The organism is Pedobacter frigiditerrae (assembly GCF_004331645.1).
Classification (GTDB): Bacteria; Bacteroidota; Bacteroidia; order Sphingobacteriales; family Sphingobacteriaceae; genus Pedobacter; species Pedobacter frigiditerrae.
The window spans coordinates 33,310-57,697 of the sequence record NZ_SJSK01000003.1 but is presented as its reverse complement, the minus strand read 5'-3'; the positions used below and the strand labels follow the sequence as shown (position 1 = coordinate 57,697).

The window sequence follows — 24,388 nt, the reverse complement described above, 5'->3', positions numbered from 1 at the left end:
GAGTGAGGTTTTTAAAGCCCTATCTCCTCTTTCGAAATATTATATTCTTTTAAAACATTATCAATCTTTACTGGCAAACCAGTTTCTAACGACCTGTCCATCGCTTGTAACAAAGCAACTGTCCCAATTCCTTCTTTTAAATCTGGGTATGCTACAGTGTCATTGTTGATGCTATCTGCAAAATATTCTAAGTAATTTTGGTACTCACCAGCGTGGTGACTTTGCCCTTCGAAACGGAAATAATGTTTTAAAGCGCTATCTCCCCAAACCACAATTTTCTCTTCACCCGTTTTATCGGTTACCGCATAACGCAATTCATGATAATCTGCTTGACTAGCACCTTCTGTACATCGTAAAATGGTGCTCATTCCGCTATCGCGATAAGCAGGCTGTGTTGGACCTGTATAAGCACCACTTACACGAGCAATTCTTCCATCTTTTGCTTTAAATATAAAATGCATGGTGTCTTGATTTTTTAATCCAGCTTTGCTCCCATTGCTACTCAACATTCCGTAACCCATCACCTCTTCAATATTTGGCAAATACCATCGAATGAAATCCACCGGATGGCTTAAACCTCCATAAAGCCATTTAAAGGATTGTTTTAACGACCAACCCTTTTCTAAAAACCACCTGTGGTCAGCGTGATATTGGGCTTCAATGGAAATTAGCTCTCCAATTAAACCTTCTTCAAAATCTTTTCTTTGGCGTTTTGCAGGTTCAAAAAATCGAGAGCTTTGTCCAACAAAAATTTTCTTTCCAGATTGCTTACTAACTTCTAATAATTCTTTTGCCTTAGCTAAATCATCTATAAAAGGCTTGGTACAAATAACGTGTTTACCATGAAGCAAGGCTTGTTTAATGTGCTCAGCGTGTAAATGGTCGGGCGTATAAATGGCAATTACATCAATTTCCTTATTATCCAGCATATGGTGATAATTTGTAGTATAATGATGGAAATCGAATTCCTTAGCTCTCTGTTGACAGGCTTCTTCGCTTAAATCACACATGGTAACCAGCTCATAAGCTTTACTAGCCAATGCTGCAGAAATCGTACTTCTTCCTTCTCCTAAACCTAAAATTCCTAGTTTTAACATCTATTTTATTATAAATATTTTAATTCCTCCCCTAACCCCCTCCAGAGGGGGACAGTATAGCGCCTAATTTATCTTTTTAAAAAAAACCCACACTTCATCCTTTTTTGTTCCTTCAATTCCCTCTTGGTATTTTTTCATTAAAGCATTCCATTCATCAACTCTTGGATTATTTAAGGTTGTTTTTGGGTTAAGCTCGTCTAAATTTGCTCCTTTTGGAATGCTGATAACTAGCATTAGCTGACGACCATTTCTATAAATAACCAATTGCTGGAAATCTGCATTACAAAACCCTTTCGAAAGCTCTGGCCATTTATCAAATTGTGTGGCGTGCTCATCCAAATACTCTTTTTGCATTTTTTCATCCTTCACTAAATTGGCTGATAAAATAATGTGGTCCCGTTCCTTTGCAGGTTCTAACAAACAATTCCTTTGCCTCGTAAAATCGTAAAAAGTGTTGTCGTACAATTTTACTTCAGCATTGCTGAATTGCTTTTGAAACTTGTTTCGTAATTCTTTAGGTATTTGTGTTGCGAAATAAATCACCACACGGTTTCCCCATTGGTAAATTGAAGAAGCTGGAATCTGATTTGCTTTTAAAAATGAATTTAAAAGTACTTCAGTTGGTTTTGTTCCTGATTTAAAAATCAATTCTAATATAACTTGCTGGTTTGCCAAATTGATGGGTTGCGAAGATTTGTTCGCAAATTTATCCTTCAATAAATATTTATATTTCTTTTGCAAACCTGCATTTAGCTTGATGCTATCGGCTACTAAATCGCCATTATTTTGCCAAATGTTTTCAGGTCCATTTGCATTTTGAAGATACTTTTGTGCTGGCGTCCAATTGTCTCTTATGGTGTAATAAGCCGTGCCTTCATCCGTATAAATATAGAACCAATGACTTGGGATATGGGCATAAGGCGCTTTGTAAATACTATCGATGTAATTCTTTGTGATAAACGATTCAGGTTGAGCAGACAAAGTATATATCCCAGCAACATCATACATTCTTTTGCCGTAATGATGGATTTTATTACCGCTGATTACATTATTCTTCATTGCATTAATAGTTGGTGTCCAACCCCAACCTACGCTAATTGCAGAATATGAAACTTCATTTATTTCATTATTTAATATCTTGATTCCTTTTACATAACCAGCTCCAAGACCAACTGTGCCCCAATCTTCATTGGTTACGTTTGTAATTAAGTTGTTTTCAATTCTATCGTTTGTAGAAATCTCTCTTTGGTCTTTCGGGTTGTAAGGTAAATGTGCTTCCATCGCTTCGTCAGAAAATGTTCCGATTAATATTCCAGAGCCACCAATATCTTTAAAAAGATTCCCTCTGATTAAATTATCCTGTGTACCTTTTTTGTAATCCAACCCCGTTGATGCCAAATGCTCAAATTTGCAAGAATCAAAACTGGTATTTATTGCATAACTTACCTCAACAGCCGCAGGTGGTCGGCCAACCCAAGCCTGATTTTCTAATTCTTTCTTATCAGGAGTTCCTGCGATTTGAAGCTTGTAGGCATCGAGCATAAACATTCCTGTTTGTAAAGGAACGTGGCCTTGTTTAGATGGCCTTAACCAAGTAGAATGCTCAAATGAAATCCCCTTAAACGAAACATTTGCTACAGGATGGTCTACTGTTCCTTCAATTTTCAACAATGTTTCTAAATGCGGCACCACAACATTAACTGTCTGCATTTGCTCATTTTTTGTAGCCCAATAGTATATTTTATGGTTTCTTAAATCTTCAAACCATTCACCTGGTTCATCTAAAAATTGGATAGAATTAGTTAAGTAAAAAGCAGAGTTTCCATCTTTCGAAATCCATGGCGATGGCCAAGGATGCTCTGATTGAATTCTACTTTCTGGTTGCATAAAACTTAATTCTACTGCATTTCCAATTACTTTAGCCGATTTAACTCTCAAGTTTGCAATTGCCCACCATTGGTGAATAACCATTTCCATCCCTTCGATATTTTTTGGATTGAAGTTTTTAGGAATTGGAATTCTACAGGTTTGGTTTTTGAAATCCCAAGATAAAATCCGATTCATTACTTCTCCATTTCTATCCCGTGCCCTAGTGCTTTTATTTCCATTTACCCAAAGTTGCCTAAATTCTAAAGTTCTGCCAGCTGGCGATGGTGCTTCAGCAACCCAGATATTCCCCATTGCTTCTTTTAGCAAACCAGCAATGGGAGTTGAAACCTTTTTCCAACCTTTAATTGATAATCCACCACTAAAAATCACTTTAGCATTTTGAGCAGAGATAATTTGTGTCGGGCTATCTTTTGTACCTGAATCTTCTGGTTTTAAAATGATGGTTTCATCTAATTTATAGACTCCATTTTCAATGATAATGCGAATTCCTCCTTTTACAGTAGCATCATTTAAACGACGTAATTCCCTTGCTTTACGCAAAGCGGAATGTAGTGTTGCTAAAGGTTTTTCTTTGCTTCCAATATTGGCATCTGAGCCTTTTAAAGACACATAAATATCAGCTGCGCTGGATGTAAAACCCATAAACATCAATCCTAGTAAACAACAAAAAATTAGTTTTTTTCTCATCTTAACTAGGTTGAAATATCTTTTTTAAATAAGCCGTGTTTGCACTGAAGTTATACTTCACGTTTGTAGGTTGTTTAGCATCACGAGACCTTTCAACCACTAACCAACCACACCAACCCATGTCATCTAATGTTTGTTTAACTTTAACCAAATCAATTTTAGGGTCATTTTCTAACCACACGCCATCTTCATTCGTAGCATGTATTTGGATGATATTTTTCCTACCTAAAATCCTCAATTCTTGATGTAAATCTCTTCCGTTCTTTATCGCATTAGAAAAATTGAAATAACTTTTGATGGCTTTTGAACCAATTTCATTTAACAATGATAATTCACCTTTTGCATCTAAAGAAGTTTCAATGCCAATTACAACACCTGCTTTTTTAGCCATTTTCCCAACAATACTTAATCGTTCTACAATTGGCTGTCGCAATTCTGGATTTTTCACTAAATCGCCCTGAACACCTAATGGTAAAAAGCCAACTTTCACATTCATTGCTTTCATTGTATCCAAGCAATCTTGAATCATCTTCAAGTAAGTTGGTCGTTTTGCAAATGATTGTGCATAAAATCCAGTCATTGCCAAAGCACAAATTTCCAAGTTCAATTCTTTGGCTTTGTCTAAATATTCTTGCCTAATTTTTGGGTCTGCCAGTTTGTTATCAAAAGTTTCTCTATCACCTAAACCACCCATGTCAATCTCTAAACCATCTGCACCAATTTCTTTTGCCAATTGCAGCGCACTAATTTTTTGACGTTTTAAAATCATCAAATCAATTACCGCAATTTTATATTTTGACTTTTTAGCCGTTGCAAATAAAGACCCACTAGGCAACATTAAGCTTCCTGTTATCAGCGCCAATGTATTGATGAATGTTCTTCTATCCTGCGTTTGCATCTTAGTATTTAAAATTTGGAAATAATTTCTTCAGGTTTTCGAAACCCATTATTGCATTTTTAGGTAAATTCTGGCCTTTATCGCCAAATACATATAATGCAGGTTCTGGTTCGATGGTTACCTTGGTTTCATCGTATTTACCCCTTTTATCTTTTACTGTAGCAGCATTTAGCTTGAAGTTTTTGATTAGAAAATCGTATAACGCAATACGTTTATTTATTCCGAAATCATGTTTTTCAGTTGGCAGATGAACATTTTCAACTTTGCTGCTTACACCATAATACCCATACATTTTTTGTAGGTAAGGGAAATCGTGTTGAGGCGTTTCTGCAGTCCAATCGCTACCATCAGATACAATTAACTGAGGTCTTGGAGCTGCCATTGCTGCTAATTCTACATTATCTGTTCCACCAGCACAAAAATGAATTGGCATTCCGCTTTCGCAAGGACAACCGCCATAAAAGTATGACGACATGGCCACCACTGGCGCACTTAACTTAATTCTAGCATCCATTGCCGTCATTAAAATAGAATGACTTCCTGCACCTGAACCTCCACTAATCCCAATTCTAGCTGTATCTGTTTCCTTTAAGGAAGTGAAATAATCTAAAATTCTTATTCCTCCTAAGGTTTGTACAGTTTGCGCTAAAGCTTTTCTGTGGTCTTCATATTTAAATTGAAGCATTGATTCGCCCCAGGCAAATAAATCGTAACTAAATGCCATTGCCCCCATTTTGGCAATCATGGCACAACGAGTCTGACAATCGGCACGAAAACGTTGTTTTTCCCAGTGCCCATCTGGACTTAAAACTACAGGGATTTTACCTTTATAATTTAATGGTCTATATAATGAACCATTGATGTATAAACCAGGCATAATTTCAATGGCAATATTTTCAACCGTATAACCATCAAATATCCTTTTAGGAGTAATAATGGGTTTTGAGTTTGGTTTAGCCGGTAATGGTGATAATAACAAAGCTTCGTACAATTGAGGTTTGATTAAAGCTTTACGTTTTTCCCAGCTTGCTACATCATTGTATTTAGTTGCCAAAGTATCTAAATAAGTCCAGCCATCTTTTACATCCCAGCGGTTATATTCATATTCCTTAAGCTTGTAAACTTTATCTTTTTCTTTGTTAACCTTCATGTCTAAAGGTTTTAACACATTGTCTAACGTTTGGTCAACATCTGTCCTAAAGCGCCAATCTGCATAGTTTACCCATTTGTCTTTTACCTGTGGGTCGCTGTATTTAATCTTAACACCAAACTTTGTCTCAATATCCTTAAGTACTTGTAAAAGTGGTTTTCTGTACTGATTATCTGTATTTCCACTTTGTGCGAAAAGATTTAAGCAAAAAAAGTTAAGCAATAGCAGCCATAAAGCTGTTTTTTGCTTTAAGATTATTTGGCACCTAGCTATGATGATTGTGGTTATTTTTCTCACGGTTCTTCGCTTTTTGTTTCAGTTAAAACTGGTGCTTTATAACCTTTCATACTTGGCCAAACTCCGTTTTCAATCTTCTTCAATTTTAATTTCGAAGGGTCAACAACCACGTGTTTAATTTTCTCTCTTCTCCAAGTATAAATAAAGTGCAGCATACCATCTGAAGTTTGAATTACCGCAGGGTAAGAATACTGACTAATTGGAGAATCTTCTAAAATCAATGCTGCATACCATTGTTTACCATCTTTTGAAATGGAAACATTTAAAGGTGTTCTTGGTCCTTTCGCTAATTCTCCAGGAGGCAAAACGTGGTTATAAACCAAAACGTGTCTGCCATCTTTCATTGTTACGGCATCAGTGCCAGAATTATTGTTTGGTAAATTGGTTTTTGCCAGTGGTGACCAAGTTTCTCCGTTATCAGTTGACCAAGATTCTGCTAAAGCACGGTTTCTTGTTCTTGCTAATATTTGAAGTTTACCGTCGCCGTGTTGTAAAATACTAGGTTGAATTGCATCCATACCACTGCTGTCTATTGGACCTATGGTACGCCAAGTTTTACCAATATCTTTAGTCACCTCAAAATGAATTCTCCATCCTTTGCCCTCTTTACTTGATGGAGCAAAAAGATTTCCATTACTTAACAAAACAGGTTTATTCTTTACAGGACCGATATATCCTTCAAGTAATTTTGTAGCCTCTGACCAAGTTATACCACCATCTTTTGAAGTTTTCATCATTCCCCACCACTCAGATGGTTTTGGACCGATTTTGTAAAACAAGATTAAATCGCCTCCAGGAACTTGATATAAAACTGGGTTCCAAGTTGGTAATCTTTTGCCATCTGGCTGAATACCATTTGCCGCAGAAACTGGTGCCAACCAGTTTCCATCCACAAAACGACTGATATAAATTTCTACATCTGGGTCGCGTTCTTTTGTTCCGCCAAAGTATGATGCCACTAATCCAGTTGGTGTTTCAACAATTGTGGCTGAGTGACATGATGGAAAAGGAGCTTTATCGTATAAATACTCTTGTTTTACGATTCCTTTTTGCCATTTTTCTAATTGTGCATTTGCTCCTATCGCTACCGCGAAAACAAGCCCTACTGTAATGTATATTTTTCTTTTTAGCATAATCTTTATTTTGGGGTAATAAGAAATAGATAATAGTTTATTCTTATCCTATTACCTATCCTCTATTACCTTCTTTAGCTTTTTTCTCTTTCTCAGCCTTAATCTTTTTGGTATAATCGCTGTACATGGTCCTCCAATTACGACCATTATTATTTAAAAATTGTTCTGATTTTGTCTTATAGATTTCGAAAATCGCAGAAATCTGTTTCATATTTTTATAGTCCACCGCTTGTTCACGAGCTTGTTTTAAAAATCCTAGAATTTTTGCTTCTTCATCAGCTGTTAAATTTGGAACGATAGATTTATAACCATTCATTGTAAAAGCAACTTTACCGATGGTGTATTTATCTAAGATTGCTTCAACTTGTTCTGGTGTTAAATCTTTCTTTAAACCATCCATTAAAGCGGTGTGAACCGTTGTAGGTATTGCGCTATCAGCAATTATCTCTCTATCCAAATCACTTAGTTTATTTCCAGTAACTGGATTTATTCCTGCTGGAACAGTAGAAGCAGGATGTGCATTATGCCAATTTCTGATAGTAGTTAAATGAGTTGCCACAACGTCTTTTACACGAGCCTCTTTTTGAGCATCACCTAAATTTAAGGATGCAACCCATTCAGCAGCTTTTTTACTGTTCTCTTCATCAGCCGCTGCTGGTGTTTGTGCTTTTGCAAATGTGATTGCAAGTGCTAGACATGTGAATACTAATATCTTTTTCATAATTGGTTATTTTATCATTTGCTACGAACTATTATTGTCCAACCTCTCTATCAGCGAAGCTGACACCCCTCTAAATTAGTGGGATTTCACTTTAAGGCTTAACAAAATACTTATTCGTTTCCTAATTCCCCTTTAGGGGCTAGGGGTCTTCTTCTTCACTACAAACGAATAATCTCCCGAGCCAATCTCATAAACTGCTCTTCCATTTTCATTCTTAACTAATCTTAAATCTTTAATATTTTGCTCTGCAACAACATCTCCCTCATTTGCTGGTAAATAAACTACCGCAGTTGTATTTGGCGGAACAGTTATTGTCCAGTTAAATTGTTTAGCTGATTTTTTCCAACTGCTTTTAATTATTCCATGAACAGATTGATATGATGCATTTACATGGTCTAATCCAGCAATCATTTCAGGTTTCATTGTTATCTTTTTAAATCCTGGTGAAGCCGCTTTTATTCCTGCCAAGTTCTCGTAATACCAGGTTAATAAATCTCCCAACATCATTACGTGATTTTGAGAATTCATTTTTGGGTCAGCAGTATTTCCATTCCATAACTCCCAAATGGTTGTTGCTCCATTCTCAATCATATATCCCCAAGATGGATATGTCTTTTTAGTTGCGACTGTGTAAGCTAAATCTGGTCTGCCGTAATCGTTTAAACAACGCATTAACCATTGAATACCCACTAAACCATTGCTCAAATGTCCTTTGTTGCTTACTTCAATAGTGTAAACAATGTTTTTAAAAACCTTGTCCACTTGTTTCTCAGGCACCATTTTAAAATAAAGTGGAATGATGTTATCAGTTAGAACATTAGTTCGGTAATATCCTTTTTCGTTATAATATTTTTGGTTAAAAGCATCCTTTATTTTTTGGCCAAGCGCCTCAAATGTTGCAACATCACTGTCATTAGCTGAAACTTTCGCAAACTGAATCATCAACTGCGTAAAATGATAGTAATAAGCTGTAGAAATTAATTCAGATGGATATTTTTTATCAGCACTTTTGCCTCTTCCAGCCTCAATGGTTACTGGTGGCATACACCAATCTCCATAGCTATCTTTAGTCAGGATATAATCTTTCATATATCTATCTTTCATATAGCCAAGCCACTTTTTCATTGCCGGGTAATTATCCTTCACAACATTTACATCTCCTGTTTGGTTGTAAACCATTTCTGTGATGAGCAATATTGTTCCTGGCCAAGTCATGTTATCACTATAATAACGCCAAAATGCAGGTGCAACATCCGGAATAGCACCATCTTCTTTTTGAGAATTCCTGATGTCTTGCAACCATTTGGTGTAAAACCTGCCGTTATCAAAAAGGAAACTTTCTCCAAAAGCAACTGCACCTCTATCACCCAACCAAGGCTGGCGTTCATTTCTTTGCGGACAGTCTATCGGAATACCTTTGTAATTACCTGCAATTCCCCACCAAGCATTCTTAAAAATCTGATTAGTTAAAGCGTCAGAAGTTTCAAATGTGCCAACGGTTTTGATATTATCGTAAATCATTTTGCCAGTAAAGTCAGCCAAAGCAGGTTGATAAGTGTAACCAGTTAACTCTACATATCTAAATCCACGATAAACAAATGTTGGCTCCCAAGTTTCTTGCTCAATTCCTTTAATTGTGTATAAATCTGTGTTTTTCGCATTGCGAAGATTAGCTGTAAAAAGTTCGCCATTATCTTGCAAAGATTCTGCAAAACGCAATTTGATTTGTTTTCCTTTTAAGCCTTTTACCTTAATTTGTAACCAGCCTACCATATTCTGACCCATATCAAGAACGAACCTTCCGCCTGATATTTTTTTTATAGAAACTGGCTTTAGCGTATTCATTACCTTAATATTCTCATTCATTTGAGCCTCAATAACTCCTGTTGGTTCTTGTACAAACTCAGCTTTTAACCATTTGCTATCATCAAAGCCAACATTGTTCCATCCAGTAAATTCTTTGGTAGCATCATATTCTTCACCATCATATTCATTATTGGTTCTAATTGGTCCGTCTGCTGTTCCTTTCCAACTATCGTCTGTATCAATATTAGCTGTTGTACCATCTGTATAAACAATGTTGATATTCATCAGCATTTTTGGGAAACCGAAAGTCTTTATCTTATAAGGTTTTTCGTTCTGGCGCATAGCGAAGAAACGACCGTTTCCTAATATCGCACCAATAGCATTTTTGCCGTTTTTAATGTATTCAGTTACATCGTAAGTATTGTACTTCACATTTTTAGTATAATCTGTAGGCGTTGGTGTTAAAACATCATTACCTACCTTTTTACCGTTGATGTAAAGCTCATATAAACCTAAACCAACAATGGATGCAGTTGCATATTTAACTTGTTTAGCACTTTGAAACTCTTTTCTATAATATCTTGCAGATAAACGTGAATCAGTCTTCATATTATCCCAAGGAAAAGCCCTATCGAATCCAATCCATCCCTTTGGCCAGTCTTTGTAAAAAAGCAAGCCCATTGTAAACGAATTATTTGCCGACCATTCGCTTTGACCATCATTAGTCCACACTTTAACCTTCCAATAACAACGCAAACGACTTGTTAATTCCTTACCATTATAGGCAACTTGAATAGATGTTTCTTCATTGATTTTACCAGAATCCCATAGATCTCCTTCGTTCGCATTTAATTTTTCTGGTGTAGTGGCTACCAAAACCTGATAAGCAGTTTGCATCACATTACGTTCCGCAGAAATAATATTCCATCCAAACCTTGGCTTAGCCGCATCAATACCCATCGGATTAACCAACATTTCGCAAGTGGTATTTTGCAAACTCACCTGCGGTGCCATCTTTTGAAATGGCAGCAGGAGAATGCTAAACAGTACGATATATATTTTTAAGTTCATTATTTACTAATTAATTGTAATGTTCTAGGCACTTTAGGCATTCAAAACCTTTCAACATTCAAACACATTTTCTTTGCGCTCTTTGTGTCTTTGCGGTTAACTTCTTTTCTTCGCGTTAAAAGCTAATTCCCACTAAAATCAAAATACAAAGTCATTTCTAATGCCCTTGCTGGTTCTTTCTCAAAATCGTAAAATACATGTTTCATTCCCATCGGGCCAGTTGTTTCGGGTTTTTGGGTCTTAGTTCCAATGGCAGATATTCCATTCATAAAAGAAATATCTCCATTAGGAAAAGTTGGGCTCATGTTATCCCATTCTGTATCCTTTGATTTTTTTGGTGTAAATAACCTGAAGAAAATATCTTCTTGGTCGGTGTATACTTTGAATGTGTTATTTCTACCAATAAATTTACACCAATACATATTCGAATAATAGCCTTTAAACTCTGGGTATAAAAATGGAGGTTCGCCCGTTGCAGAAGTATTATAGCTTTTTTTCCAAATCCCAAACTGATTCCCCTTCATCCTGTTTTTCCACACTCGATTAGGTCCATTTCCTTTATACTCAACACCTTTTATTTCAGTCTCTGGATAAGAAAAATTCATTCCCACAAATGTGGTAAAGTAAGCCAAAGGAAAATATTTAACCTGCATTTTAACAATTCCAGAAGGATAAATTGTCCATTCTAACGTATTGAAGTTCTCCTTACGTTCAAAGGTTGAAGAAATAACTACAGTATCTCCAATAGTTTTGTGAGTGAAGTTTTTAAAATTGTTAACCCCTTCTTGTAAAATCGGACCGTTTGTAAACGGAATTTCGCCTTTTGCATTTTTAACCTTTTGCAATAAACCAGTCGTTTTATCAAACACAACATCAATTCCATTTGCCGAAACCTCGTAAGTTGATGCATTATTTACAACATTAACTTTTGATTTTCCAGTTTTTACCACCAATTTATTCACTTCATCTTTTGGCAATGTAATTGGAAAACTCCAAGTAAAAATGGTTTCGCCATTGGGCGATTTAGCTGTAATATTCAACACATCGTAATTTCTCCAATCCTTTGGCAAATCAACTTTTAATATACCTTTTTCAAAAGGTTTTATCGATGGTGAAGTAGCCGTTCCGTTTTTAAAAACAGATATTGGATTGGTCAGTTCTTCTAATCTCCATTCGAAAGTGCACTGATTTAAATTGGTAAAAGCATATCTATTTTCGACATTAAATGAACCATCAAAACCTACTGTCATTTCCCTGTGCTCAAAAAATATTGGGCTCCAAACTTCCTTTATCGTATAAAAACTTCCTTCTTTTTCGTGATAAGGTCCAACAATCCCATCAGGACCGTGATTTCCATCTGTATCAACAAAACCATTTTTATCTACCCTTACTACGCCTTGGTCTGCAAAATCCCATAAAAAACCACCCGCAGACAATGGATTATTCCACATTGTTTTCCAGTAATCTTCTAAACCTGCACCATGCCCACCATCCCACATTCCATGTAAAAACTCAGTTGGCATTAAGATATTATGTCCGTAATCGTAGTTTCCAATTCCGTAATTATAATCGCGATAATGTGTGGTTTCAAAGCCGTTAAAAACTTCCCAAGGATGAATCAATGGGCGTTTCTGAATATCTTGTTCAGCAAATAAATTATCTAGCTCTCTGTTATGACCACCTTCATTTCCGTTAGCCCAAAATATAATTGATGGATGATTTTCATCGTTTTCCATCATTTCACCCAATAATTTTGTCCCTGTTTTTGTATCGTAGTTGCCATGCCAGCCTGCCAATTCATCCATTACAAATAAACCAAGCGAGTCGCAAACGTCTAAAAAGTGGCCATCTGGCGGATAGTGAGCCATACGAACCGCATTCATATTCATTTCCTTCATCAGCTTTACATCAGCTATGCTAATTGATTTACTCGTTGTTCTGCCAGATGTAGGATAAAATGAATGACGATTTACACCTTTAAATTTCATTTTTACGCCATTGATGTAAACGCCATCTCGTTCTTTTACTTCAATCGTTCTAAAGCCAATTTTTTTAGAAATGGTATGGACGATTTGATTTCCTTTATACAAGGTGAATTTGGCCGTATATAAATTAGGGAACTCGGTTGACCACAATTTTGGATTTACAAAATCGCGTTGAATCCTGATTTGATTTTCAATTGCAGCATCAATTACTTCTCCATATTCAGCACCAGTATTATCGTAAAGCTGAATTGAAATTTTATCAGCTCCTTTTGCTGCATATACATTTGCTTCAAAAAAGCCATCTGCTTTTGCATTTAACTGAACTCTTTCTAGGTGAGCCTTAGGTAAAGCTTCTAAATAAACAGGTCTAAATATCCCACCGAAAATCCAAAAATCTGCTTTGCGTTCTGCATTGTTAACCGATTGATTGGAAGAGTGTTTAGACACTTTAACTTCCAGTAAATTATCTCCTGTTTTTAAAAGTTTAGAGATATCATACTTAAAAACATAAAACGAACCTTGATGAATTGCTCCTGCAGATTTGCCATTAATTTTCACTTCGGTATCTGTCATCGAACCCTCAAAAACAATGTTAATTTGTTTGCCTTTCCATCCGGCAGGAACAGCAAATTTGTACTTGTATAAACCTTCCTCCTTACCTCTTAATGTATCCTTATCGAAACCATAATTGTATTTACCAAACCCGTGTAACTCCCAATTTGAAGGCACAGGAATAGTTGTCCATTTACCAGAATTTGCTCCTGCTGTACAGAAAAAATCCCAGTTTACGGTTTTGTCGTTTCCTGTTCCAGATAACATTAATCTCTCCGTTTCTTGTGCATTTACGGCAAAGAACATAGATATTAAACACAAGAAGATGATAAATCTGCGTTTCATTAATTGGTTTTAAATTGATTGGTTAGTGGATTGTTAGTTCTAAATGGTAATGCAGGTAAACCATTGCTATAAAAATTACCTGATGGATTTTCTGACCAATTGTATCTCACTTCAGTTGGTTGCTTAATTTCTGATGATGAAACTTCTAATGTTTTACCTACCAATTTTGCTGTTGCATTTACAAATTTTCCATCCTTACCTGCAATTGTAAAACCAGATAAAGATTTACTATCATTAGTTATAACAGCATTATTCAAGTATGCTAATTCTAAAATTGCCTTTCCGTTCTTAAACTGGCTTGATTTATAAATTGGTCCAGAGTAGTTAATTTTCTGATGATAAGTTTTTGCCAAAGCCCAAAGCGATAACCTTCTGCCTACCTCCCATTTGTAAGTTGGGTGCAAATCTTCTTGATTATCATTTAAATCGGTAGTTACAACAATCCCTGTATTTGGCAAGCGCAAAACCTGAGCTTGTGCTTCCCAAAATTCAGGCTCTGTATCTGAAGTCATTGGCACTTTTCCAGTGGTTTTAGCGTAATTATATGGCGCTATTTGCACTTCATAAAATGGCATGCTTTCATCCTTCCATGCTTTTCTCCAACTTGTAATTAAGGCTTTCATTTTATAAGCATAGCTGATGTTTTCTCCTAAAAAGCAGTTTGTTTCCCCTTGATACCATAAAAAACCACGCAGGGCGAATTTGGTTAATGGCTCAACCATGGGCGTATAAAATTTACTTGGATCGTTGCCAACTTTCTGACTTTTAAAAAATGGCTCATTAGCAAATGCTTCATCAGAAATCCAAGGTTCAATAGCGCTTCCTGGCACAGCCGATGAGATTACGCCAATAGGTATCCCTAATTTCTCTTGTAATACTTTCGCGAAAAAATACCCTACAGCAGAAAAATTTCGCAATGCCGAATCTTGCGCAAGTGCCCAACTTTTATGAACAGAATCTGGTTTGATTAAAGCTTTTCTATTCACTAAAAATATCCTGATTTTCGTATTTTTTGCTTTTACAACTGCATCTGATGGAACGCCTAATTTCTCGTTTTTAGGTTTCGGAATTTTGGCCAATTTCCGCATCGCATACTCCATATTAGATTGACCAGAACATAACCAAACTTCACCAACTAAAATATTATCTAAAACAATCTTATTGCTACCTGAAATAGTCATTTTTTGTGATACAGCTGATGTTTTTAAAGGAGACAAAACAACAATCCAATTCCCTTTATCGTCTGTAATTGCAGTTTTTGTTTGTCCAGCGAAATTTACGGTTACTTTCTCTCCAACAGCACCAAATCCCCAAATGTTAACAGATTTATCGCGTTGCAACACCATGTCATTTCCTAAAATTTGAGGTAATAATATTTTCGCATTGGCGGAAAAGGAGAATAGAGAAAGCACAAGTCCAAGCAAGAAAGCTTGCCTTCCTATCCACAATGAAGGAAAAACTCCAAACTCCAAACTCCAAGTTCCAAACTGCTTTACCATTTCCCTGTTTTTAAATATTTAATCGAATAAACGGCTTCATTCTTTTCACTCTCACCAGCTTTTGGTAAATCATAAGTTTGGTCGGCTGGTGTATCTACATCAGGAAAACGACGAACAGTTCCTGTTCTAAATACAATTCTGGAAACTTCAGCTACAGGTTGAAATGCCAAGCTCGTTAACACATCTTTTCCGTTTACGGTAATGGTATAAAACCTGGTAAAAGCATCTAATTTGATTTTAACATCATAACTTTCTCCTGCTTTATAACTCATAAAGTTTTTATAGCGAGCACCTGCTTTTGCACTTAAAGTACCAGTAGAATCGAATGTTAAGCGAACAGTTGCCATTCCTTTTGCATCTTGCAATTCAATCTCCATCTGCCCAAAATTATCTTGTTTCGGAATAATAGAAAATTGCGTGGTTACTTTTGATGAGGCAGGAAAAACTCTTTCCGCTTTTGCGTAATCAAATGGGTCTTTATCTTTTAGAACTAATGTTTTGTTTTCTACTTTTACTGGTGCCCATAGCGGACTGTAAATATTCCAAAGTGCCAATTCCTTTCCTGCCTGAAGTTTTGAAAAATCATCATCTACTTGCTGTTTAGCAATTTCAGTTACTGGTAATGGAATTGATGAGACCCAAATATCTTCCTTGTTCATGCTGTAGGTTACCCATAATTTTCCGTCTGTTGGCTTACCATTTCCTTCAATAATGCCTCTTACATATTGTGGACCATAAGATTTATAATTACCGCCATAACGCATTGGTGCAACTTCGCCATTAACCAGCAGTAGATTAGTGTACTCCAATCCATTTTTACTAGTAGAAATTGCCAAAGGCCATCTATATTCTGATGGATTATAAACTGTTGCAAAGTTTCCATCTGCAGTTCTTTGTCCCCAGAATTTAGCATTGCTATTTACAAATCCTGGAGCTCTACTTGCATTTTCGGGCCAACTTTTCCCATTATCTGTACTAATTGCTGTTAATGCATTTTTCCATAAACCAACCACTCTACCATCATTTAAATGATAGTAATTGAATGCTTTATATTGCTTTTGCAAAGTAATTAAAGGGTCTTTTCTATCCGCTTCTTCATTCCATTGTTGTGTCATTAACTTGTTAGCCAACAATTCATTACAAGCTTCAACAAAAGCTTTATTTTTACTCCTTGTGTATAGGGGATATAATGTATTTTTCTCAGACCAATTGGGATTATAGTGAATAAAATAGATGGGTCCGTATTTGCCATCTGGCTGAATTTCTCTTACCGCCCTACCAATTCCATTTCCATCATTGGGGTCGTCTTTTGCATCAAAGCTGATGGCATAAAAACCTAAAACTAGAAACACATTTTTTGTAGAAACATAAAATCCCATCCTTTGGTGCATTACGGCATCTAAATCTTTAGCTACTTCATCTCTTCCTGGCTTTTTAGTTCCATCTGTAATTCTATAAATAGGAAATATCACCTCTGGTTTGGTCCAAGTATATCCATCAGCGCTGCTTTGTAATAAAGTTTGTCCTGGCGGGATGCTTTCTCCTACTTTATCGCTCAAATACTCCACATAAAATTTATTGTTCCAATAAGCCAACATCGGAGCATGATTATAAGTCCAACCAAAGTTTTCTGCTAATTCTGGATGTTCACGATTGGCTCTAAAAGTTTGAATACTATGGATACCTACAACAGGTATTAGCTGCCCGTGATGATAATCTGCATTAACCAAGGTTTTGCCAGTATAACGTATGGTATCTTGTGCCTGCAATGTTTGTATCGCAAAAACGAATAATAAGATGATATATAGTTTATTCAATTTCATTCTTTTCTATTTTAAGCACTAAGGTCACAAAGAATTAAACCTCAACTTTGCGCTCTTTGTGTCTTTGCGGTTATCAATCCTTTTTCAAGCTCCTCAAAATCTTCTTCTCTACCCTAATTACAGTTCCGTGTTTATGTCCTTCTGGTATGGTAATCGATGAACTGATGTCTTCAAAATTCTTAAAATCGTATGTTTTTAATGTGGTATATTTTTTATCGCCATAAGCATCATAATAAATCAAATACTTATTTCCTTGTCTTAAAACTGTTGGTCCTTCTGTTAATTTCGGGCTAAAACTCTCTGAAACATTAGTATAAGGACCTAAGGCATTTTCACTAAAGGCAACCTTTAAATCTCTATTTGGGCGGGTATTATCCTTTAAAACCAAAACGTAATCCTTTACCGCTCTTTTTACAATTACAGCATCAATTACACTAAAACCTGGGTCTAGGAATAACTTAGGGTCAGAAAAAGTCTTAAAATCTTTTGTTGTAATAGAATACATCCTGTGGTTATTGTCCTCTTCTTCAATCCCCTTTGGAAAACGAAAAGGAATTGTTGAAGCCCAAATAATAATGAACTGTGAATTTTCATCATCATAAAAAATTTCTGGTGCCCAAACATTAACCGTTGTTGGTTCTTTTTGCATCACTGGAATAAATTTTTGTTCACTCCAATTTTTCAAGTCTTTAGAAGTGGCATAACCAAATCCATTATCACCTTTCCAACTACAAGTCCACACTAAATGAAAAGTACCATCTGGACCTTGAACAATAGATGGGTCACGCATTATTTTTTGTGTACCAACGGCCGGTTTTAGAAATACTTTGTTCAAATCAGTCCAGTGTAAACCATCCTTAGCATATAAAAGTCTTAACCCTTCATTGGCTGGTTCGTGGAACGATGTAAAAACGTAAGCATATTTTGAGCAAGAAGTTAATGCACAGCAAACCAAGCTAATTATAGCTAAACGAAACGATGATATGAACTTTGTTTTTGACACTAATTTTCTTTTCTATTTAATTAATAACCACCCCGCCTTTCAGGCACCCCGCCAAAGTAGGGGAATTGCGAATTATACACCTTTCACCCTCATCCTTCCAAACCTCTACCTTAAATCTTATCCAATATTAAAACCCAATCATTACCATCTTTTGGTTCTGCTGGTGGATTAAAATTTTGTACTCTTTTATTCTCCACTTCTCCAATAACCGTAGTTTCTCCTGTTCTTGGATCATACCAGGATGCTTTAACTTTTGCACCTTCTATTTTACCCATATTAATGCTGAAATCTTTTCCTGTATAAGTATAAGCCATCACATAAGCTGCACCTCTAGTGGCTAATACCCTTTCATATCTTTCGCCATTTGTACCAGCAATTAAGGTTTGGTCTGGAACCCTATCAAAATAAGAACGAGATAACATCAAGTTTTTTAAATGAATCATTTGTTTAGCACCAGGAGAGTTAATAGCTACAAACCATTCGTCATGCGGTCCATAAGCTGGTTTTGGGTCAGTCTTTTTATAGAACTGCATGATAGAGTTATGTCCATAGGTGTAACCAAATGCACCAGCAAAAACCGACCAATAACCATATCTTCTTACATCGTTGTCATTCCATCTTGGTTTGCTTGGGTCATGTAAACCATAAGGAATATCCTCATAAGATGGTTCTCCATCAATAGTTGGTTTTATAGGTTTTAAGTTATAATCAACATCGATATATTTCCAATTATCTGGCCCAAAATGATTTTTCTCACTCTTAATCGTATCTTGAATATAGTTTCTATGGCCAGATTGCACCATGTTAAAATCTAACCAATCAGCATTATGAAACCAATCTGAAGATGCTGTTCTACCCCTTGGATGGAAAGTGATTAAGTGATTAGGGTCGTTTGCCCTTAAGTTTTCGCCTATGGCTTTCCAAACTTTCATTTGATCGCTACCTCTAATATCACCACCGTTTAGCCAAATGATATTCCATTTATCCTTATATCTGGTAGCCAAAAATTTAGCGTATGGACCAGCTTGAGCTTCCTTAACTCTTTTATCCTTAACATTTGTTCCCCAAACAGGAACCATTGCCATATAAATCCCTCTTTTTGCAGCTTCATCAACAATATAATCTACATGGTCCCAATAATCGTATTGCAATGAATCCTTAAAATCATTTCCTTCAGTAACTGCTGGTTTAGAAACATCTGAATGCACCAACGAAGAATCTAAATAAACATTTCTAGAAGGCACGTCATGCAACACCATTGCCTGAACAACATTAAAGCCTTTCTGCTTACGGTCTTCTAAATATTTTACCGCTTCTTCCCTAGTTAACCTATTGAACAATAACCAGCCAGTGTCTCCCAGCCAAAAGAAAGGTTTTCCATCGCCGGTCATTAAATATCTTTTATTCTCAGATATCTGCAGACTTTTGGGGTCTTTAGAAATGATTCTTTCAATTTTCTTTTCTTGTCTACAACTGTAAATTGCTAAGGCAATTAAAAGGATTAAAATTATTTGTTTTAGTTTCATAGGTTAAATTTTATCAAGTATGATAACTTCATCGCCATTACCAACTTTATTTATTTTGATGATTGAGCCTGCATTTACCTTCTCTTCTTTTAAAATTGATCCATTTCTGGCGCTCTGGATTTTTAAGTTAAAAGTTCCTGTGGCTTTAGTTAAATCTAAGTTTATGGCATCCGCCGATGCGTTGTACAAAATGTATGCTTTACCAATATTTGATAATCCGTATTGTTTGTTAACTCCAGGCAAAAAAGGTTTCATGGTAGCGGCCAATGTTAAGGTTGCCTTATCTACTCCATAAACGTTAGATAAAGAACCTCCAGCCATTAAAATTGCCCAACCATAACTATCAAAATTATCACCAGAATAAATTACTGCCTTGTTGGGGAATTTTGTTTTGTATTCCGTAACTGCGTGATAAACCTCTTGGAAAGAAGTTTTCTTAGGTTTTAACAAACGAGCGTGTTGTCTAGGTGCTAAATTTTGTCCTCCTTGTGGCGCATATGCAGTTCCATCTTCTTGATAATGCCAATACCTGATATCAATTAAATCTACAACATTTGCTCTGTTTGGGTCGGCAAGGATTGCATCTTGTACATCTTTGGTTACACTCAAACCAATTATTGGATGTTTTCCAGTTTCCTTTTCCCATTCCTTAATGGTATCAATCCAGAATTGCACAAAATGTAGCGGACCAGTAAACTCTGCTCCAATTAGTTGAATAACGCCATTATTGTCGTTAAAATTTTCTAAACATTTATAGATATAGGCCTTGTGTATTTTTCTTCTAACTGGGTCAGTTACATCATAAAACTGCTCAGCCATAAATACACGTTTATCGCCTGCATAAGGAACTGGTTCTGGAAAGCCAGTATTGTTAATGTTGTTTGCAGTACGCCAAGGGAAATCTGCATAATGTGCTCCAGCTTCAATTATATTATGCTGAAAATAGTTTTCATGAATTAAGACTAACCCTTTTTGGTCAGCCAGATTGGCAAATGTTTTTAACCTATCCCAATACCAAAGATTGTATTTTGTAATGTCGTATTTACTCAAACCATCCCAAGCTTTATCTTGTCCGCTACGTGCAAATGGCAATTCATAAAATGGTGCCCAAACATCTCCATCCATACGGCGAATACGTTCATGATCATCTCTTCTTCGATCGTACCAAAGTCCGTAATTATGGTCTACTATTTTCACAGCACCATTTTTCATTGAATCCGTAATCTCTTCTAAATCATCTGTTAATCCTTTGCCAGAACGACCAGGAACAAAACGAGTAATATGCGATTTGTTATTTTTCAATCCATATGGTCTTGCACTACCATTCCACCATTGTACATCTTGTCTGTTACCAACTACTAGTTCATCACCACGAACTAACCAACCGTTTTTAATAGACATTGCGGCAGCCATTGTTGGCTTTGCAAGTGTGTTAATTTGATAAGTCTCATTAGGTTTTATATTTTCCGTAACAGGAATTGGATTTCTAGTTGGCGCCTTATCTATAAACTCTACTAAAGTTAAAGCTGGTTTAACAGCAAGTTTGGTTAATTTTTGAGCTACATCTACAGGTGGACTACTAGAAGCTTCTGTTTCTATAGGTAGTACGACGTTACGTGCATCTGCGTCATTTCCAATTCTGTCTTTTAATTGCGCATAGTATAAACTTCTTGGTTGAATTTGCTCATTAGACATATCCCAATAACCATCTCCAGCAAACTGTGCCCAAGTTCCAAAAGCCCAATTTTGAGCTGTTGGTGGCTGATAATTATCTACTCTTGCCGCACTGCATTGCCAAAAAACACTATTTGCAGCTGCCCAACCCGCCCCTTGTCCATCTTGCCCACGGTTCATGAAGCTTAGTGCGTGCCCATCTACATTTACGATATCAAATAAAATACCTGATGCCCAACTGTCAATCGCACCGCTAAAACTAAAAGGCAAATAAGATTGACATTGTACAAAAGCATTTGGACCTGGTGCACAAAAACCTACAGCGAAATCATGCATTCCATATTCGGCGTAAATTCTTTGGAAAAGTGTTTGCTGACCAGCAGTAAAAAATGTATTTCTTCTTTCGCCACCAATTTCAGAGATTGGCGCTAATGACTTACAATCCTCAACTGTAATTCTTTTAGCAGTTTCTAAAATATTCACTGCAGAACCAGCAAAATGCTCAAATACAACTTGACGAACCCAAGCATCTTGCACATTTTCTAGACAAATGGCTGTCCAACGATGGTATTCATCTTTTAAATTTTCTTTATGATAATCTGATTGGATTTTTAAATTTTCTACCCCAACTTGATTAATCCTTCCACCCCATTTATACTTTGAAATAGTAGCACCGCCATATTTTGCATCTAAGGCAGTTGTTATTGGTGCGTCAATTGTAATTTCATTTCCAGCAATGCTGATGATTTTTCTATCCCAGTGAATATCTCTTGTACTGGGTTTCCAGCCAAGGGCACTTTCTCCACCACCAAATTCGGCAGTTTTTAAAGTTTCAATCCAATTTTTCGTAGAGGGACGATGAATAAAAATGTTATCTCCAACCTTTAAACTACCTGCATTCGCAACGGAAAACTTCATCGCATTAATAGGAACATATTCATCTGTTATGGCTATTGCGGATTCTACAATTTTATCAGCTTTTCCTAAAATTCTAATTACACCAATTCTATCTAAACCTAATGCTTGTATTAAAGTTCCGTTAGCCCCCATTCCACTACCACGAAGAATAACTCCAGAAGCTTTTATTTTTAAAGTTCCTGAAACTTTGTAAATGCCTTTTTCTAATAGTACGCAACCGCGAATACCATCTTTTCCCATTGGGAGATTTGAAACGTAATCTAATGCAGATTGAATATGATTTGTTGCATCACCCGTTAATAAAGGAACTTTAGCTTTTATAACCGCATTTGGAATTGCCTTATCGCCAGCCATGTAACCGCTGTAAGAAAAATCTACAATTCTATTTCCTTGCGCATCTGGCGTGTAAGCCAGTTTTCCATCTTTACCTTTAAAGATTGGTTTAGGTGGTAATTCTACTTTTTTGTTTTGGGCATTTGCACAGAAGCTAAAACATAGAAAAGCCAAGAATAAAATCAGCTTTGACAACTTTTTATCTGTGTTGCTTAAAAACTTGTCAAGGCTTAAATGATTATTATTTGGATTTATATTTAGCATTTGTGTTGCATTTTTAAACCGCAAAGGCGCAAAGAACGCAAAGCAATTTTCTTTGTGTCTCCGTGTCTTTGTGGCAATCTAATTTACGGTTTAACTTTTCCAATCTCAACCAAACTGTTTAGATATACTTCAATATTAGCATAGCCGTTTTTTGAAATTTTTACTGCATCAGCAGCATTTTTAGGATTTAAACCATTTTTACTTTCCCAAGCGTCCGGAATTCCATCTTTATCGGAATCAACATGAGGGGTTCCTTTGTATGCTGGATAACCACCAACTTGGGCAATGTCTGAAATGATACCTTTTTTGTAGGAATCATTTGCTAAACGACGTTTTACATAGTTCTGTTTAGCTGGCAACTTTTCATCTTCAACGTGTTGTATTTTACCAGTTCTAACTTGTTCAACAATTCTTAGATCAACTGCATCTCTTTTTGGCAAAGAAGCACCTGCATTTGCCAAAACATAAGTATAAGCCTGTTTTGCATCAATTAAACTAACTTTCGCCATTGGCAAAGGCGTATTTGTTCTAATTGAATCTAACAACTTTTGTTTATCTCTTCTACTTTCTGGTTGTACACCACCATCCCAATTATTTTTTGTTACCCTTTCATTCCCTTCAACAATGTTTCCTGTTACATAAGCTCTTCCAAATTCATTGGTAAATTTTTTATCACGACCAGATTCTGGTTTTAATATTCTATAAGCAATTGGTTCGCCAGCTGGAGTAATCGGTCCGGGTTTGTAATAGTTATTAATGAAACTATAAAATGATGCATTGTCGCCCCCATCCGCACTGCGATTCCACCAATTAAAAACCACGTTATTTACAAAACCAAAATCGCCATACATACCAACCGAAGGATTTCTACTGATATTTGATGCCCAAAGATTTCGCATAAACGTACTATTTAACCCACCAATAGTACTTCCAAATGCGTGATTATAGGTATCTAAAGCCTCAGAGAATATTGAATTTTGAATTGTAACGTTAACTGTAGGTAACTTAACAGGTTTAGAACCATCTTTAGGGTCGTAAACATGGCGGTAAATAGACATATTTTCATCTAATCCCCAACTTGCTGAAACATGGTCGATGATGATATTCCCAACTGGATTACCACCAATGGCATCGTCTCTACGTGTAACATCAGTCGCTCCTCTACGGAAACGCATGAAACGGATAATTACATCATGTGTATTTAACCAAACAGATTCTCCCGCTACACAAATCCCATCGCCTGGCGCACTTTGACCTGCTATTGTAATGTATGGTGCTCTAATAATTAAAGGAGTTTTCAACTTGATAATTCCAGAAACATTAAAAACCACAATCCTTGCCCCACCCTGCTCACAAGCTTCTCTTAAACTACCCGGACCAGCATCTGCTAATGTGTTAACCACATAAACTTTTCCGCCTCTACCACCAAAAGTGTAGGCGCCACCGCCTTCTGCACCTGGAAATGCTAATAATTTTGATTGCGGTAAATCGCTAGGTTTTGCTGCCCAAGGGATATAAGGCTTACCTAATTTAGCTTCTGCATCTACAATTGGTTTTACTTTCAGAAACTGAAGTTCAGAAAGTCTTTCAATCTCCTTAAGTAGAGAATCAGCTTTCTTTTCCATCGACTCTGGTATAACTGGATACTGTGCAAAAGCTAAATTAGCAGAGCCGATCATACCTATCAGCATTGCTGAAGTTAATATTTTGCGCATT

General features: G+C 36.3%; 14 protein-coding genes. All 14 read right to left on the bottom strand.

Features of this window, described 5'->3' with window-relative positions; genetic code table 11:
* Positions 1-11: 11 nt before the first annotated feature.
* On the bottom strand, positions 12-1,097 hold the full coding sequence (locus EZ428_RS12070; RefSeq protein ID WP_131553429.1) for a Gfo/Idh/MocA family protein: 1,086 nt from the start codon (positions 1,095-1,097) through the stop codon (positions 12-14).
* A gap of 63 nt (positions 1,098-1,160) precedes the next feature.
* Positions 1,161-3,674, bottom strand: coding sequence for an L-rhamnose mutarotase (locus EZ428_RS12065; RefSeq protein ID WP_131553428.1), 2,514 nt, complete (start codon positions 3,672-3,674; stop codon positions 1,161-1,163).
* 1 nt (position 3,675) lies between these two features.
* Positions 3,676-4,572 (bottom strand): sugar phosphate isomerase/epimerase family protein, encoded by an 897-nt coding sequence (locus tag EZ428_RS12060; protein WP_131553427.1) that lies wholly within the window; start codon positions 4,570-4,572, stop codon positions 3,676-3,678.
* Between the two features lies 1 nt (position 4,573).
* A complete protein-coding gene (locus EZ428_RS12055; protein WP_225871052.1) occupies positions 4,574-6,019 on the bottom strand; it encodes a DUF4974 domain-containing protein in 1,446 nt (481 codons plus the stop codon).
* Positions 6,016-7,152 carry a sialidase family protein gene (locus tag EZ428_RS12050; protein WP_131553426.1) on the bottom strand — a complete coding sequence of 379 codons (1,137 nt, stop codon included), beginning with the start codon at positions 7,150-7,152 and terminating at the stop codon, positions 6,016-6,018. Before EZ428_RS12050 ends, EZ428_RS12055 begins: the two co-directional genes overlap by 4 nt.
* A 55-nt stretch (positions 7,153-7,207) precedes the next feature.
* Positions 7,208-7,873 carry a DUF3826 domain-containing protein gene (locus EZ428_RS12045; RefSeq protein WP_131553425.1) on the bottom strand — a complete coding sequence of 222 codons (666 nt, stop codon included), beginning with the start codon at positions 7,871-7,873 and terminating at the stop codon, positions 7,208-7,210.
* A 132-nt stretch (positions 7,874-8,005) separates the two neighbouring features.
* Positions 8,006-10,750: a glycoside hydrolase family 78 protein gene (locus tag EZ428_RS12040; RefSeq protein ID WP_165501762.1), complete on the bottom strand. Its 2,745-nt coding sequence runs from the start codon at positions 10,748-10,750 to the stop codon at positions 8,006-8,008.
* A gap of 122 nt (positions 10,751-10,872) precedes the next feature.
* Entirely contained in the window at positions 10,873-13,632 is a 2,760-nt protein-coding gene (locus tag EZ428_RS12035; RefSeq protein WP_131553424.1) for a glycoside hydrolase family 2 protein, read from the bottom strand.
* Positions 13,632-15,131 (bottom strand): sialate O-acetylesterase, encoded by a 1,500-nt coding sequence (locus EZ428_RS12030; RefSeq protein ID WP_225871051.1) that lies wholly within the window; start codon positions 15,129-15,131, stop codon positions 13,632-13,634. Before EZ428_RS12030 ends, EZ428_RS12035 begins: the two co-directional genes overlap by 1 nt.
* A complete protein-coding gene (locus EZ428_RS12025; RefSeq protein ID WP_131553423.1) occupies positions 15,125-16,954 on the bottom strand; it encodes a sialidase family protein in 1,830 nt (609 codons plus the stop codon). Before EZ428_RS12025 ends, EZ428_RS12030 begins: the two co-directional genes overlap by 7 nt.
* A 73-nt stretch (positions 16,955-17,027) precedes the next feature.
* The gene (locus tag EZ428_RS12020; RefSeq protein WP_225871050.1) at positions 17,028-17,957 is read right to left on the bottom strand and encodes a glycoside hydrolase family 43 protein; all 930 of its coding nucleotides are present in this window, start codon (positions 17,955-17,957) and stop codon (positions 17,028-17,030) included.
* A gap of 110 nt (positions 17,958-18,067) precedes the next feature.
* Positions 18,068-19,483, bottom strand: coding sequence for a glycoside hydrolase family 140 protein (locus EZ428_RS12015; protein ID WP_131553422.1), 1,416 nt, complete (start codon positions 19,481-19,483; stop codon positions 18,068-18,070).
* Between the two features lie 3 nt (positions 19,484-19,486).
* The gene (locus EZ428_RS12010; protein ID WP_225871049.1) at positions 19,487-22,672 is read right to left on the bottom strand and encodes a DUF6298 domain-containing protein; all 3,186 of its coding nucleotides are present in this window, start codon (positions 22,670-22,672) and stop codon (positions 19,487-19,489) included.
* A gap of 83 nt (positions 22,673-22,755) precedes the next feature.
* Positions 22,756-24,387, bottom strand: coding sequence for a pectate lyase family protein (locus EZ428_RS12005; RefSeq protein WP_131553421.1), 1,632 nt, complete (start codon positions 24,385-24,387; stop codon positions 22,756-22,758).
* Between the last annotated feature and the right edge of the window lies 1 nt (position 24,388).